This window comes from Pseudomonas sp. 6D_7.1_Bac1, assembly GCF_025465945.1.
In the GTDB taxonomy this organism is placed as follows: domain Bacteria; phylum Pseudomonadota; class Gammaproteobacteria; order Pseudomonadales; family Pseudomonadaceae; genus Aquipseudomonas.
This window is the reverse complement of the sequence record NZ_JANLNW010000074.1, coordinates 208,563-224,237: the sequence shown is the minus strand read 5'-3', so window position 1 is coordinate 224,237 and position 15,675 is coordinate 208,563. Positions and strand designations below refer to the sequence as shown.

7 protein-coding genes are annotated in these 15,675 nt (G+C 59.0%); 6 read left to right on the top strand and 1 reads right to left on the bottom strand.

Translation table 11 applies throughout. The features are described 5' to 3' along the window. Positions 1-29: 29 nt before the first annotated feature. A complete protein-coding gene (locus tag NTD87_RS21990) occupies positions 30-1,655 on the bottom strand; it encodes an NADP-dependent glyceraldehyde-3-phosphate dehydrogenase (protein WP_262116284.1) in 1,626 nt (541 codons plus the stop codon). A gap of 205 nt (positions 1,656-1,860) precedes the next feature. Between NTD87_RS21990 and NTD87_RS21985 the strand changes: the two genes are divergently transcribed. From NTD87_RS21985 to NTD87_RS21960, 6 genes are all read left to right on the top strand, one after another. Continuing rightward, positions 1,861-3,273 (top strand): TolC family outer membrane protein, encoded by a 1,413-nt coding sequence (locus NTD87_RS21985; protein ID WP_262116283.1) that lies wholly within the window; start codon positions 1,861-1,863, stop codon positions 3,271-3,273. Positions 3,274-3,429: 156 nt separating this feature from the next. Next, positions 3,430-5,568: a type I secretion system permease/ATPase gene (locus NTD87_RS21980; protein WP_262116282.1), complete on the top strand. Its 2,139-nt coding sequence runs from the start codon at positions 3,430-3,432 to the stop codon at positions 5,566-5,568. Positions 5,569-5,663: 95 nt separating this feature from the next. Then, the gene (locus NTD87_RS21975) at positions 5,664-7,079 is read left to right on the top strand and encodes an HlyD family type I secretion periplasmic adaptor subunit (protein ID WP_262116281.1); all 1,416 of its coding nucleotides are present in this window, start codon (positions 5,664-5,666) and stop codon (positions 7,077-7,079) included. A gap of 84 nt (positions 7,080-7,163) precedes the next feature. Further along, on the top strand, positions 7,164-7,619 hold the full coding sequence (locus NTD87_RS21970) for a hypothetical protein (protein WP_262116280.1): 456 nt from the start codon (positions 7,164-7,166) through the stop codon (positions 7,617-7,619). Between the two features lie 848 nt (positions 7,620-8,467). Further along, positions 8,468-14,395 carry a S8 family serine peptidase gene (locus tag NTD87_RS21965; protein ID WP_262116378.1) on the top strand — a complete coding sequence of 1,976 codons (5,928 nt, stop codon included), beginning with the start codon at positions 8,468-8,470 and terminating at the stop codon, positions 14,393-14,395. Positions 14,396-14,750: 355 nt separating this feature from the next. Beyond that, on the top strand, positions 14,751-15,638 hold the full coding sequence (locus NTD87_RS21960; RefSeq protein ID WP_262116279.1) for a Dyp-type peroxidase: 888 nt from the start codon (positions 14,751-14,753) through the stop codon (positions 15,636-15,638). Positions 15,639-15,675: the final 37 nt, after the last annotated feature.

Below are 15,675 nucleotides of genomic sequence, written 5' to 3'. Positions count from 1 at the left end.
GGGTTCGCTGTTTGTCCTCAGTGTGCCTTCTAGAAAATGTAGTCGGTGGTCAGGAAACTCGAGTCCCGTCCGCGGATAATGTCGCTGATCAGTTCCTTGTTACTCTCCTGGAACTTGGTCGCCACCAGCGTACGGATCGAAAATGTCCGCAGCGCATCGTGCACCGACAGCGTGCCTTCGGCCGAATTCTTGCGCCCGTTGAACGGGAAAGTGTCCGGGCCGCGCTGGCATTGGGCGTTGATGTTGATCCGCCCGACCTGGTTGGCAAAGGTATCCACCAACCGCCCAACCTCGACGGGATTGGTGCCGAACAGGCTCAATTGCTGACCGAAGTCTGATTCAAGGACGTAGTCGATCACTGTGTCCAGGTCGCGATAAGGGACAATAGGCACTACCGGGCCGAACTGTTCCTCTTGATAGACGCGCATGTCGGTGGTCACCGGGTACAGCACGGCCGGATAGAAGAATGAGCCGCGTGCCTGGCCGCCATTGTCGTTCACCACTTTGGCGCCTTTTCTGACGGCATCGTCCACCAGGCCGTGCAGGTAATCGACCTTGCCCGACTCCGGCAGCGGGGTCAGTGACACGCCGCTTTCCCACGGCATGCCGGGTTTGAGAGAGGCGAGCTTATGGTTGAATTTCTCGATGAACCTGTCGACCACATGCTCGTGGACGAAGAGGATCTTCAGCGCGGTGCAGCGCTGGCCATTGAACGACAGTGAGCCGGTGACGGCTTCGTTGACCGCATTGTCCAGATCCACCTCGGGCAGCACGATCCCTGGGTTCTTTGCATCCAGCCCCAGCGCTGCGCGCAAACGGTGCGGTTTCGGGTGAAGTTTCTTCAGGTCGCTGGCGGCCTTGTTGGTACCGATGAAGGCAAAGATATCGATCTTGCCGCTGGCCATCAGCGCGCTGACGGTCTCGCGGCCACTGCCATAGATCACGTTGATCACCCCGGCCGGGAAGCTGTCACGGAAGGCTTCCAGCAACGGACGAATCAGCAGGACGCCGAGCTTGGCCGGCTTGAACACCACGGTGTTGCCCATGATCAGCGCCGGAATCAGCGTGGTGAAGGTCTCGTTCAGCGGGTAGTTGTAAGGCCCCATGCACAGGGCGATGCCCAACGGTACGCGGCGGATCTGGCCGAGCGTGTCCTGCTCCAGTTCAAAACGACTGGAGCGCCGGTCAAGCTCCTTGAGGGCGTTGATGGTGTCGACGATGTAATCGCAGGTGCGGTCGAATTCTTTTTCCGAATCCTTCAGGTTCTTGCCGATCTCCCACATCAGCAGTTTGACCACCGCCTCGCGTTGTTCGCGCATGCGGGTGAGGAAAGCTTCGACATGCTGAATGCGCTCGGCCACGCGCATGGTTGGCCAGATGCCCTGGCCACGGTCATAGGCGCGGACAGCGGCGTCGAGGGCGGTCAGCGCGGTGTCGGCGTCGAGCAGCGGTGTGCTGCCGAGGATCACTTGCTCATCAGCGTTTTCACCGGCCAGGTACACCGGGCTGCGAACCACTGCCAAGGGGCCATTCCAGATTTTCAGAACGCCATCGACCAGGTATTCGCGTTGTTCGGTTTGCCCATCGAGGCGGTATTTCTCCGGGATGTCGCGGGCCGTCGGGAACAGGTTGCCAAGGATGTTTGCTGTGGTCATGTCGCTACCCCGCTGGATTGGGTGATGCGGATAAGGTTTTTATCGCCAGACACTGCCGTGAGGTCAAGGCCCGTCAGCGGTGTCTTTTCCATGAATGATGGCCAGTGGCTACAAATCATTCTTGTTGCTGCCTCGGGCTCGGCGTAGGATGCGCGCCCTCATCAGCATAGCTGAATCGTTTTATCAGATTGCAACATGGATTGTTATGACTCATCCCACCCGTTTTTTCACACCGCTATTGATTCTTGCAGTAGCGACGACCCCGCTGATGGCTGACGCAAGTCCGGAACGTGCCGATTTACTGAGCGTTTATCGACAGGCCGTTGAGCACGATGCTCAGCTCTCTGCGGCGCGACATGATTACCAGGCTCGGCGCGAAAGTGTTCCTCAAGCCCGCGCCGGGCTACTGCCCACGCTCAATGCGGGAAGCACGGTGGAGTCGGTCCGGCTGCAACGAGATGAGCCGAGTCTGACACGTACCCGCAGCACAACGGTCTTTCAGGCCAATCTGAATCAACCGCTGTTTCGTGCCGATCGCTGGTTCCAACTCGAGGCCGCCCACGCCAGTACAGCACAGGCCGAACTTGAACTGGGCGCGAAAGAACAGGGGCTGGTGCTGACGACAGCACAGAGTTACTTCGAAACCTTGCGTGCACTGGATCTGTTGGCAGCCTCCAAAGCCGAGGAAGCGGCGCTCAAGCGTCAACAGCAACAGGCCCAGGCTCGCCTGGAGAATGGCGCATCGAGCATCACCGATGTCCTCGATGCACAGGCCGCTTACGACAACGCGAGCGCCAACCGAAAACTGGCCGAGCGCAAGGTCGATGATGCCTTTGAGGCACTGTCTCGTTTAACGCGTCAGGAGTATTCGGCGATCGAAGGGATTCAACATCAGCTGCCCGTGGAGCTTCCGACACCCAACGACGCCAATACGTGGGTGAGTCAGGCGGTACGTCAGAATCTTGCGTTGCAGGCGAGTAGTTATGCCGTGATTGCCGCCGAGCAGACCAACCGCCAGCGCAAGGCCGGCTATGCACCGACCGTCGATGCGGTGGCGTCCTGGCGCAAGGGCGACAACGACAGCTTCGGCTATAGCAACCCGACCGACTTCGGGCGTAATGGCTACCGGGGCGATGTCACCCAAGGCAGCATCGGATTGGAGCTGAACGTTCCGTTGTTCGCCGGCGGCATGACCCGCTCGCAAGTGCGTGAAGCGACAGAACGCCTGGCCCAGAGTGAAGACGAGCGTGAAGACCGACGTCGCGAAGTCGTGCAAAACACCCGCAATTTCTACCGCGCCGTCAATTCCGATATTGAGCAGGTGATTGCCCGGCAACAGACGATTCGCTCCAGCCAGGCCTCGGTTCAGGCCAATCAGGTCGGCCGTGATCTGGGCTCGCGTAATACCGCTGACGTGCTCAATGCTCAGCGCCAGTTGTACAGCGCCGTGCGCGAGTACAACAACGCTCGTTACAACTACATCATCGATACGCTCAAACTCAAGCAGGCGGCCGGGACCTTGAGTCCTGTGGACCTGACCGACCTTGCGATGTACCTGACCAAGGACTACGACCCGGATCGGGATTTCCTGCCGCCGCAGGAACGCAAGGCACTCTGATCATCAAGCGTCGCGGGCAGCCATCGCTCATTCATACGCCTGAGTGAAATAAATCTCAGGAAATGATGGCGTATTGATGTCTAATGTTTCAAAATTGTTACAACCTGTTGAAAGGTCTACGAATTTTTTGCCGCAATGCGGCGTGCATGGAAGCTTATGAGTGATCAAGGAAGGGGCGCTGAGTCGCCCACGCCAGATACCGGTCTCGTGTGTCTGGTCATGCTGGCCCGTTTTCATACGGTGGCAGCGTCTGCCGAACAACTGGCCCACGAATTCGCTCCGACGAATCAGGTGTTCACCCAACGCGAACTGTTGCTCGCTGCCCGCAAGCTGGGACTCAAAGCCAAATCGGTCAACACCACCATCGCGCGGCTGGACCGTACGCCTTTGCCGGCGATTGCGGCCAATGGCGACGGAACGTTTTTCATCATCGCCAAGCTGGATCAAGGCAAAGCGCTGATCCAGGACCCGCGCTCGGATCGCCCCGAAGTCATCACCTTCGAGGCGTTGGCGGCACGCTGGACCGGCGAGCTGGTGCTGGTGCGCTCCGAGGCCGGGCTGCCTGGCGAAACCTCGCGTTTCGATTTCACCTGGTTTATTCCTGCCATCGTCAAGTACCGCAAATTGTTGGGCGAAGTGTTGCTGGTGTCGTTCGCCCTGCAATTGTTCGCCCTCGTGACACCGCTGTTTTTCCAGGTGGTCATGGATAAAGTGCTGGTGCATCACGGCTTGACCACGCTCGATGTGATCGCCGCCGGGTTGTTGGGCATCATGCTGTTCGAGTCCGCATTGAGCGGTCTGCGCAGCTACGTATTCGCCCATACCGCGAGCCGTATCGACGTGGAGCTGGGCTCGCGGCTGTTCCGGCATTTGATCAACCTGCCGCTGGCGTATTTTCAGGCGCGGCGAGTCGGTGATTCGGTCGCCCGAGTGCGTGAACTGGAGAACATCCGCAGCTTTCTGACCGGCAATGCCATTACCTTGCTGCTGGATGTGCTGTTCTCCCTGGTGTTCATCCTGGTGATGTTTTACTACAGCGGTTGGCTGACCCTGATCGTGTTGCTGTCGTTGCCTTTGTATGTGCTGGTTTCGGTGTTTGTCACGCCACTGCTGCGTGCCAGGTTGCAGGACAGCTTTACCCGTGGCGCGGAGAACCAGGCGTTTCTGGTGGAAACCGTGAACGGTATCGACACCGTGAAATCCATGGCCGTCGAACCTCAGGCGATCCGCAAATGGGACAACCAGATGGCCGCTTATGTGGCTGCCGGTTTCAAGACCCAGACCTTATCCACCATCGCCAATGAAAGCGTGTCGCTGATCGGCAAACTGGTCACCGTGGCGACCCTCTGGCTGGGGGCTCGATTGGTGATCGATGGTCAACTTTCGGTTGGCGAACTGATTGCCTTCAACATGCTCGCCGGGCGCGTCAGCGGCCCGATCATGCGCCTGGCACAGCTGTGGACCAGCTTCCAGCAAACCGGTGTTTCGGTGCAGCGTCTGGGCGATATCCTCAACACCCGTACCGAACTGTCCCAGGCCACCCGCAGCGCGTTGCCGCCACTCCAGGGGCAGATCGAGTTCGACCAGGTGCATTTTCGTTATCGCGCCGATGGGTCCGAAGTTCTGCGCGGGGTCAGTCTGCAGATCGCGGCCGGTGAGGTGATTGGTGTGGTGGGGCGTTCCGGGTCTGGCAAAAGTACGCTGACACGTCTGCTCCAGCGCTTGTATGTGCCGGAGCGTGGCCGGGTGTTGGTCGATGGCATGGACCTGGCGCTGGCCGATGTTTCATCATTGCGTCGGCAAATCGGTGTGGTGCTGCAGGACAACATGTTGTTCAACCGCAGCATCCGCGAAAACATCGCGTTGACCGATCCGGGCGCGCCGCTCGAAGCGGTCATGCACGCCGCCAGCATGGCCGGGGCTCATGAATTCATTCTGGAGTTGCCCGAGGGCTACGACACCATAGTGGGTGAGCACGGCACTTCGCTTTCCGGCGGTCAGCGGCAACGGGTCGCCATCGCCCGCGCCTTGATCGGCAACCCGCGAATTCTGATCTTCGATGAGGCCACCAGCGCGCTGGACTACGAGTCCGAGCGGATCATCCAGCAGAACATGCAAAGCATCTGCGCCGGCCGCACGGTCATCATCATCGCGCACCGACTGTCTGCGGTGCGCGACGCCAATCGCATTCTGGTGGTCGACCGCGGGCAAATCGTCGAGCAGGGCAGCCATGCCGAGTTGCTGGCTCATCAGGCCGGCCACTATTCGCGTCTGCACCGCATGCAGCAGGGCTGAGTAGCCCCTCAATCGTTTGTCACTCGTTTGTCGACCGCGCCTTGAATCAGGCGCGGCGGCATTCACTGTATTCCGGATTCAAGGATCGATTTCCCATGAGCGCACACCCTTCGCTATTGCAGCGCTATCGTCATGCCTGGCGACACTCCTGGCGCCAGCGTAAAAGTACGGACGGCCCACATCGGCTACCCCATGAGGCGCAGTTTCTGCCGGCGGCGCTGGAGTTGCAGGACACGCCGGTGCATCCGGCGCCGAGAATATTTGTCTGGAGCATCATGGGCTTCGCTGTGTTGGCGCTGCTCTGGGCCTGCGTCGGCAAGATTGAAGTGGTCGCTGTGGCGCCGGGCAAGATCGTTCCGAATGGCAAGACCAAGCTGATTCAATCCAGCGAAACGGCGGTGGTCAGAGCGATCCACGTCAGCGACGGTCAGGCGGTGAAAGTCGGCGAGTTGTTAGTCGAGCTCGATCCGACGGCGGCGGACGCCGACGTCAGACGGATTCAGAGTGATCTGCTGGGCGCACGAATCGACACCGCACGCAGCGCGGCGATGCTCGATGCGATCAACCACCAGCAACCCCCCGCGTCGCTGGTGGACAGCATTCAGAACGCCAACCCTGAACAGGTGCTCAGCGCCCAGCGCTGGTTGCAGGGTCAGTATCAGGAGTACCGCAGCAATCTGGAGTTGGTGGACGCCGAGATTCTGCAGCGCAGCGCCGAAATCCAGTCTGCCCAGGCGCAGGTGGCGAGCCTTCGACAAACCGTGCCGATTGCCACGCAATTGGCCGAGGACTACCAGCGGCTGTTGGCGCAACAGTACGTGGCGCGCCATGAATACCTGGAAAAGGAACAGGCCCGACTGGACCTGCAACGTCAGTTGAGCGTGCAGCAAGCCAGCGTCCTGCAATCCACCGCCGCCCAGGGCGAGGCACGACGCCGGCGCGAGGGTGTTGTCGCCCAGGCCCGCCGCGCCATGCTCGACCTGCAACAGGAGGCCAACCAAAAAGCCGCGAGCCTGGTTCAGGAACTGGCCAAGGCCCGCTATCAGGAAACCCTCACCAGCCTCAAAGCCCCGGTGGACGGCACCGTCCAACAACTGGCCATCCACACCGTCGGTGGCGTGGTCACCCCGGCCCAGGCGTTGATGGTCATCGTCCCGGCGGATCAGCCGGTCGAAGTGGAAGCGATGCTGGAAAACAAGGATGTCGGCTTCGTCCGCGCCGGCCAACCGGTCACGGTCAAGGTCGAAACCTTCACCTTCACCAAATACGGCACCGTCGACGGCGAAGTGCTCAGCGTCTCGAACGACGCCATCGAGGATGAAAAACGCGGGTTGATCTATAGCAGTCGTATTCGGTTGAACACCGATCATCTGATGGTCAATGGACAGCGAGTGGCGCTGTCGCCGGGGATGTCGGTGACCGCGGAAGTGAAGACCGATCAGCGGCGGGTTATCGAGTACTTCCTGAGTCCGCTGCAACAGCATGTGGATGAGAGTTTTAGAGAGCGTTGAGGGGATAGGTTTGCTTTCGAGGGTGAGTTCAACTCTGGAAAAATGACCGGCCATTTTTATCGTTTTTTTTTGAGAGGTATAGGCGTGGGTAAATTAATAAAGTTTAGTTTTTTTTGCCTTGGGGTTGGGTGGGCCGCTTGGCATTCAGTACTTCTTCTGATTTATCTGAAGCCGGCTTCGTTTTCGTTAGAGGGGGCTTATATCAAACTCTATCCCTCCCCAGGAGGAGGGAGTACTGCGGCACTGGTTAGTTATTCAGGTGGTGGCGGGCTTTCTCCCTATTGTTATGACGAAATAGTCATCTTCAATAAGACAATGGATGTGCAGGTGGCGATAAAAGACAGGGAGTATCAGGTTTACTCTGCTGGGTGTGCTTCATTTTCTGATAGGAGTAACTCTCCAAAAATAGAGTGGACTCTTGATAGTAAAGTCCGTGTGGAGTTTGCATTGGGGCGTTCAAGCTTGGACGCTCGCAAGGTTGTTATGAAAGGCGTGGATAAAACAGGAAGTGTGCGTGTTGAGTTTTATGCGCATCAATGAGTGTGTAGTTGTTAGAGTCTTAATAAGGAGTGGTTATGTTAACAACGCTAGCTAAGAAGGGGCAGTTTGGTAAAGATGAGTTTTTAGTCCAAACAAGGAAGGGTAAGGACGTTCCGGCCAAATGGCTTGATGATGGAGCCGGTAATTACATTATCGACCCCTGGACGAGTGAGCCTTACATGGTTCCGATGGAATACGACGTCAAGAGCGTTGTCAGTAAATACGCCGCTATTCGTGATGGCATAAATGGTGGAAGTAAAGGCGCGATTAACTATGAAAATCCTGAGATTTCCATCCGGACCGAAGTTTATAAAGTCCTTTATGAATCGTTAAGGCAGGGTGGTGACGGGGACTTGCAGCGCGGCTATAAGGGCGCAAGTGGTGACTTGGGTGATCGTTTTGTCCCCAACTTTACAAATGCTGCCTCCTTTAATCTCGGTCTTATCGGCACTGTGCTGGGCGTTTCTAGTACGGAAATAACGGCGGGTGGCGGTTTCTATAATAGCTATAATTATCTTGCGGATCTCTGGAATAAAGGTCTCAGTACTGTTGATACGTCGGGCAGTTGGTGGAATAACCCGAATAACGTTGTGTCCATCGATATGGGTGTTGCCTTCGCGGATTCAAAGAAAAATGATATCTATCATTGGGACGGGGTTAAAAATAATCCAGAGCCTCAAAAGCTGATCAATATTGATATCACGCCCAATCCCGTACCCCAACAACACATCCAGGGCGAAAGCAAAGCCCAGCAAGACGCCGCCAATGGCTTCATTCAAAACGCCGCGACTCACAACGTCTTTGCCGTCGGCGGTATTCTCAACAAAACCGATTTTACCTCCACCCAGATGGCCAGCCTCGCCTCGGGTGGTGTTCGCCCCGGTGAAATGCAGCTTGATCCCAACGCTCGGCCCAACACCTATCTGTCGAGTTTCTACCAGGCGCCGAACAGCAGCAAACCGGATTTCAGCCTGCGCAATGCCGTGACCCTGAACGGTTTGTCGGCCATGTCCACGTTCAACACCTACGTTGACCCGCTGTTGCTGGATTTGACCGGCAATGGCGTGCACATGACCGACATCCGCGATGGCGTGCTGTTCGACACCGACCACAGTGGCACGCTCAAGCGCAGCGGCTGGGCAGATCGCACCACAGGCATGCTGGTGATCGATGATGGTAGCGGCCAGATCAAAGACGTCAGCCAGATGTTCTCCGAGTATTACGGCGGTAAGGCGGGCGTCAATGGCGCTGCTGGCGAGGCACGTTTCAAGGACGGCTTTGCCGCACTGGCCAGTGAAGATGCGAACAAGGACGGAGTGATTGATTCACGCGACCCGATCTGGAGCAAGCTGCGAGTCTGGGTCGATGGCACCCACGATGCCAAGGTCGATGCGGGCGAACTCAAGACGCTGGCCGAGCTGGGCATTACCCAGATCAACGTCCGCGCTGCATCCACCAGTGCCGAAATTCGTGACGGCAACAAGGTGCTCGCCACCGGTTCGTTCACCATTAATGGCAAGAACCAGGAAGCATTGGCGGTCGATTTCCTTGGCGATCCGGTCAGCAACACCCTGAGCACTCAGGGCGCCGGCACGCGCGTGACTTCCACCACCAATGGCATCACTACGACGGCTTATGCCAGCCAGAGCACTACGGGTGAAACCCTGAACGCGGCGCAGCTGGGTGTGAGCAATTTGTACGGCGGCAGCGGCGACGACACCTTGATTGCGGCCCCGGCCGGCGGTTGGCTGGTGGGCGGTGCCGGCAGCAACACCTATGTCGGCGGAGCAGGTGATGACGTTTTTGTCATTAGTGCTTCGGACAATCCGGTAAATATTCACGGTAATGGCGGTCACGACACAGCGATCATCGTCGGTGACAAAGGCGTGGTGTTGAACATGGCTCAGGCCGGTTTGACCATTGCTGAAGGTGGCGGCGGCAACGACGTCATCATGAGCGGCGGCACCGGCAGCGCCTTCATCAAGGGCGGCTCCGGCAATTCGACCCTGGTGGGCGGGGCGGGCAACGACGTACTGGTCGGCGGCACCGGCCACAACACCATCATTGGCGGCAGCGGCAAAGCGGTGATCTACGCCGGGCCTCAGGGCGACACCATTTACGCCTCCGAAGCCGGCAGCATCATTCACGCCGGTGGCGGTGCCGATAAAATCTACGGCGGTGCCGGTAACGATGTGATCGAAGTCGGCCACGGCAATGCGACAATCGATGGCGACGGCGGGATCAACCTGGTGACGCTGCACGGCAACCATGGCGACTACCGCATCACCCGCACCGACAGCGGCTATGAAGTAGCCGACAAGGTCGCCGGACGTGACGGCACGGTCACTCTGAAAAACATCCAGAAGCTCAACTTCTCGGATATTTCAGCCGTCGACCTGCAAACCCCCAACGCCATGCCGGTGGCGGATGTGCTGACCCATGACAAGGACGGCAAGGTCTTCGATCGTACGCAGACTCACTTGATTTCCGCAGAGAGCCTGTTGGCCAACGATCAACACCTCAACAGCCAGGGCGCGCTGCGTATCGCCAATGTCGGTGACGCGGTGGGCGGTACGGTCAGCCTCACGGCCCAGGGCGATGTGCTGTTCAACCCGGACGCGCATTACACCGGCCTGATCAGTTTCAAATACGGCGTGGCCGATGCGGCCGGCAACCTGTCGGCGTCGGTGGTGGACCTGGGCAGTGGGCAGACCGCGCCAATGCGTGCCGGTGTCACCTTGCTGACCCCTGAAGTGCCGCTCGATCCATTGGCGGCTCAGGAATGGTACTTGAGCGACACTAACGTGCTGCCGGTCTGGAAGGACTACACCGGTAAGGGCGTGCGCATCGGTCAGTTCGAGCCGGGTGGCCAGTTCGCCACCGCACCTGAAATCTTTGATGTCGCCCACCCCGATCTGGCGCCGAATGTCGACAAAGCCTGGTTGCAGACTCAACAGGCGGGCGGCACTTTGCCGGGGCTGGTGTCCAACCACGCGACCATGGTCGCGGGCGTTATGGTCGCCGCCAAGAATGGTGTGGGTGGCGTGGGCGTGGCCTACGACGCAACACTGGGTGGTTATTACCTGGCCAACAGCGGTGCCGACATCGCCGGGTTGGGGCATATGGTCAGTTTTGACATTGCCAACAACAGTTGGGGGTTCTCGAACGATTTCGCTCTGAGTAATGTGCAGGATGGCCAGATCAATACTGCCGCTGCGCTGACCATGAATGCGCAGTATGCCGCGAGCAACGGTCGTGGCGGATTGGGCACCATTATTGTGACGGCCGGCGGCAACAGCCGTGCGACCGGCGGCAATGCCCAGGGGTCGATGACCAACAACAACCGCTTCTCGGTCGAAGTCGGTGCGATCAACGCCCAAGGCGATTTGTCGACCTTGCAGATCGGCTCTTCACCGTTCTCCAACCCCGGCGCAAGCCTGCTGGTCTCGGCACCGGGCAGCAACGTTGTGTCCACCAGCCATATGCTGGAAACCGAGCGCGGTTCCACCTTCGGCAACGACTACACCAGCATGCAAGGCACCAGTTTTGCCGCGCCGATTGTCTCCGGCATCGTCGCGCTGATGCTGCAGGCCAACCCGAACCTGGGTTATCGGGATGTGCAGCAGATCCTTGCCCTGTCGGCGCGCAAGATCAACGACCCGTCCACCCAATGGAGCGACAACGCTGCCCACGGCTGGAACGGTGGGGGCATGCACACCAGCAACGATTACGGTTTTGGCGAAGTCGATGCGCGGGCCGCCGTCCGCTTGTCCGAAGCATGGATGACCCAAAGCACCGGCACCAATGAGTACGTCTACAGCGCATCGAGCGGTGCGCTTGGAAAACCGTTGGCGGCGGGGGCGACGCTGACGTCGTCCATTGCCATGAATGCTGGTCTGAGCGTCGAGCATGTCGAGATCGATTTCGATGCCCAGGTCGGCCGTCTTGGCGATCTGACGCTCAAACTGATTTCCCCGGACGGCACCCAGAGCGTGCTGCTCAACCGTCAGGGCAAGGTCCCGGACGGCATGCCGGGTGCGAGTGCGAGCGATGTCGGCAGCACGCAGTCCGGTGCGTTCAAGTACACCTTTATGACGACTCATGACTTTGGTGAACGGTCGGCTGGCAACTGGACGTTGCAGGTGACTGATTCGGCCTCCGGTCTGCCGGTCACGCTCAACAGCTGGTCGCTGCGTTTGTATGGCAGCAAGGCCAGCCCGGACGACACCTATTTCTATACCGATGAATACGTCAAGTCGGTGCTCGTGCAAGCCAACCGTGCGGTGCTCGATGATGCCGTCAATGGTGTGGCGGGCGGGCGCAATACCCTCAATGCGGCAGCGGTCTCGGGGGATACCTCGGTCAACCTGCTGACCGGTGTTGCCAGCATCGGCGGTACCGCGTTGAAGGTGAACAACCCGTCGACCATTCAGAACATCGTCACGGGCGATGGCAACGACACGCTGATCGCCGGTGCGGCCGATGCATTGCTGGACGGCGGGCGAGGCAATAACAGCCTGGTGGGTGGTACCGGCAAGGACTTCTTTGTGGTCCATCGACGCGATGCGGGCAGCGATACCATCAGCAACTTCGAAGCTGCCCGTGGCGAAATCGTCGATCTGGTGGGGTTTGCCGGGAAGAAATTCGCCGATCTGCAGCTGACGCAGCAGGGGGCGGACGTCAAGGTTGACCTGGGCAAGGGCCAGAGCATTGTCCTGAAAAATCAGGCACTCGCTGGCATCACCGCCGCGAACTTCAAGTTCCAGGACAGCTTTGTGGCGCCGACGGCTTACGTCAACAGCGATGCTCACGCGGTTCAACCGCAAGAAGGCCTGGGCACTGTGGTGCTTAAGGGCGGCAGCAATGGCGTCCAGCTCAGCGGCTCGGTGTTCTCTCTGAGCGGCACGGTCTACAGCCATGACAGCGCGACCTCGGATGTGTTCGTGGTGGCTGCCCAGCCTGGCGCGAAGGACTATAACAACGCGTTGCGCGGGTTCCGTCACGGCATCGATAAAATCGATCTGCGCCAGACCGGGATTACCGATTTCAGCCAATTGATCATCGCCCAGCAGAACCGTGGCACCATCAATGGCCTGTCGCAGATCCATGGGGTGAATGTGGCACTTGCCGGCGCCAATGGCCCGGGTTCGAATACCAGTCTGGTGTATCTGGATGCGCTGGACGTTGCACAGGTCAGTGCGTCGGACTTTCTCTTCGCCGAGCACGGGCCTGACGTGGTGCCGACGGTCGGGCCACTTCCTCCCGTAGATCTGCATCCGACCACGAGCGTTCCGACGATTGACCCGGTATTGCGGCCATCCGTCACGATCCCGGACATCAAACTGCCGGACACCAAGACAATTGATCAGATCCTGGCAGAGCGCGGTGTTGATCTGAACCCGAAGATGCCAGAACACAAAACCGTTGAGCAGATCCTTGCCGAGCGTGATGCGAATCGCGGTGCGACGACGGTCCCTGAACGCAAAACCATTGAGCAGATTCTCGCCGAGCGCGGTGTCGGTTCTTTGGAACCTTCGAAAGGGCCGGATATCGCACCGGTCGTGCGCACGCCGATTGATACTCCGAGCCCAAGGCAGATTGTCATTCCGGATAGTCCTGTCATCGAAAGCACTCACCGAGACCTTGTTATCCCGACCCGCCCACGGGTCACCGTTCCTGACATTGCGGTTTCGCCAGACCCTCGGCTCAAGTTCGATGATGCGATCCCGGTGCCGGTTGACGATTCGGACTTCTCGTATGTTTCGGCCCGTGGCAGAACCTGGGGGCGTCCAACGCCCACGCCAGTGGGGCCAGTGACGGTTCCAGTGACGGTGACGGTGCCGGATATCCGCGTGCCCGATATTCGGGTACCCGATATCGGGTCCGTCGGACGCGATACGACGTGGCGCACACCGATTGATATTCCGAGCCCAAGGCCGATTGTCATTCCGGATATACCTGTCGTCGATATCGCTCACCGAGACCTTGATATCCCGACCCTCCCACGGATCACCGTTCCTGATATTGCGATCTCGGTGCCGGCTGACACTTGGGACTTCTCGTATGCTTCGATCCGTGACAGAACCAAAACTCCGGCAGTGGACCCCGCACCTGTGGTCACTGACCCCAACACCATGACGGTCAAGGGGTTCTTTGCCAATGTCACCCTGGGGGATGAGAGCAAGACCATCAACGTGGAGGCGTCGAGTGCCAAAGTGGTTGCCGGCAATGGTGACAACAAGGTGAATGTGACAGGCAAATGGGGCGATATCACCTTGGGTAATGGCAATAACGTCGTGACGGGTGAAGTCGACAAACTCACGGTTGGCCATGGCAACAACATCATTACCGACTCCGGGCGTTTCTCCGCGGTAAAACTGGGGGATGGCAATAATAAGGTGGTGGTCAGCGGCAACATGCCGACGGTTGAAGTCGGGCACGGGGTCAATGACATCGAGTTCAGCAGCGCGAGTGGCGATCTGGTGTTCGGTAAGGACATCAACCCCGATCATCTGTGGTTCCAGCACAAAGGCCAGGACCTGCAGATCTCTGTCATTGGCAGCAAGCAGGAAGTCACGCTGCATAACTGGTATGCCAGTACCCCTGAACGTCCACGGGACATCATGGCCGGGGACCACCATCGGTTGATGAGCAATGATGTCGAGCACCTGGTCCAGGCCATGGCGGCGTTCGCGCCGGCGGCACCGGCGACCATGACCTTCGGTGCTGCCGAGCAGCAGGTGTTGCAGCCTGTGCTGGCGGCCAACTGGATGTAATCACGCGTTAACCCGGTAACACGGCCCGCGATACTCATCGCGGGCCTTCGACCGTCTCGTTCGAGACTGGTCATAATCCCAGACATCACCCGTCCCTGTAGCAGCTGCCGCAGGTGGCGTTCGGCTGCGTAGCAGTCGTGAAATCAGACGCTGCGGTGCGTCAGGATGGCCGTGCATACCGGGTTTACGACTGCTACGCCCGAGCGGGGACCAAGCCGAACGCAGCCTGCGGCAGCTGCTACGAGGATTTGAACGGCATCAGCACAGTTTCCTGTCTGCTCCGGTCTTGTACCTTCCAACGCACACAAACCGCCATGTGCCGGGTAAACTTCGTGCCTTTCTAGAAGGAGTTCTCATGAGTTACTACCAGCCGGGCATCCTCGCCACCCCCGTTCCGCCTCAGGCGCGTCATCTGTTTTTCGCCCTCGAATCCGCCGATGCTCTGCCGGCTGCGCTCGAGAACCTGATGAAGCTGGTGGACGGCAAGTCGGCGGTGGTCGGTTTTGGCAAGTCGCTGGTGAATGCCCTGGGCGCGAAAGTGGCAGGGTTGCGACCGTTCCCGGCAATGATCGGTGTTGGCGTCGATAACCCTTCGACCCAGCACGCACTGTGGTGCTGGCTGCACGGTGAGGACCGCGGCGAGCTGCTCAACCGTAGCCGCGCTCTTGAAGTCGCGCTGGCACCTGCGTTGCGCCTGATGCAGATGAACGAAGCCTTCCGTCACATGAGCGGCTACGACCTGACGGGTTACGAAGACGGCACCGAAAACCCCCACGACGAAGCCGCCGTTGCCGCAGCGCTGGTGGCCGAGGGCGAGGACAGTCCGGTGGGTGGCAGTTTCGCCGCGATCCAGCAGTGGCAGCATGACCTGAACGGTTTTAATGCGATGCCGTCCCATGAGCAGGACAACATCATCGGCCGTCGCAAGAGCGACAACGAAGAACTCGACGACGCGCCGGTTTCCGCTCACGTCAAACGCACCGCCCAGGAAAGCTTCACGCCCGAAGCGTTCATCGTGCGCCGTTCGATGCCGTGGATCGAAGGCGATCGTGCCGGTCTGATGTTCCTGGCCTTCGGTCATTCCTTCAACGCGTTCGAGGCCCAACTGCGTCGCATGAGCGGTCTGGAAGATGGCATCGTTGACGGTCTGTACCGCATGAGCCGACCGATCACCGGCGGCTACTACTGGTGCCCGCCACTCAACAAGGGTCAGCTGGATTTGCGTGCGCTGAACATCGGCTGAAGACGGATATAGACGCGGCCTAGGCTGAGTCTCACGA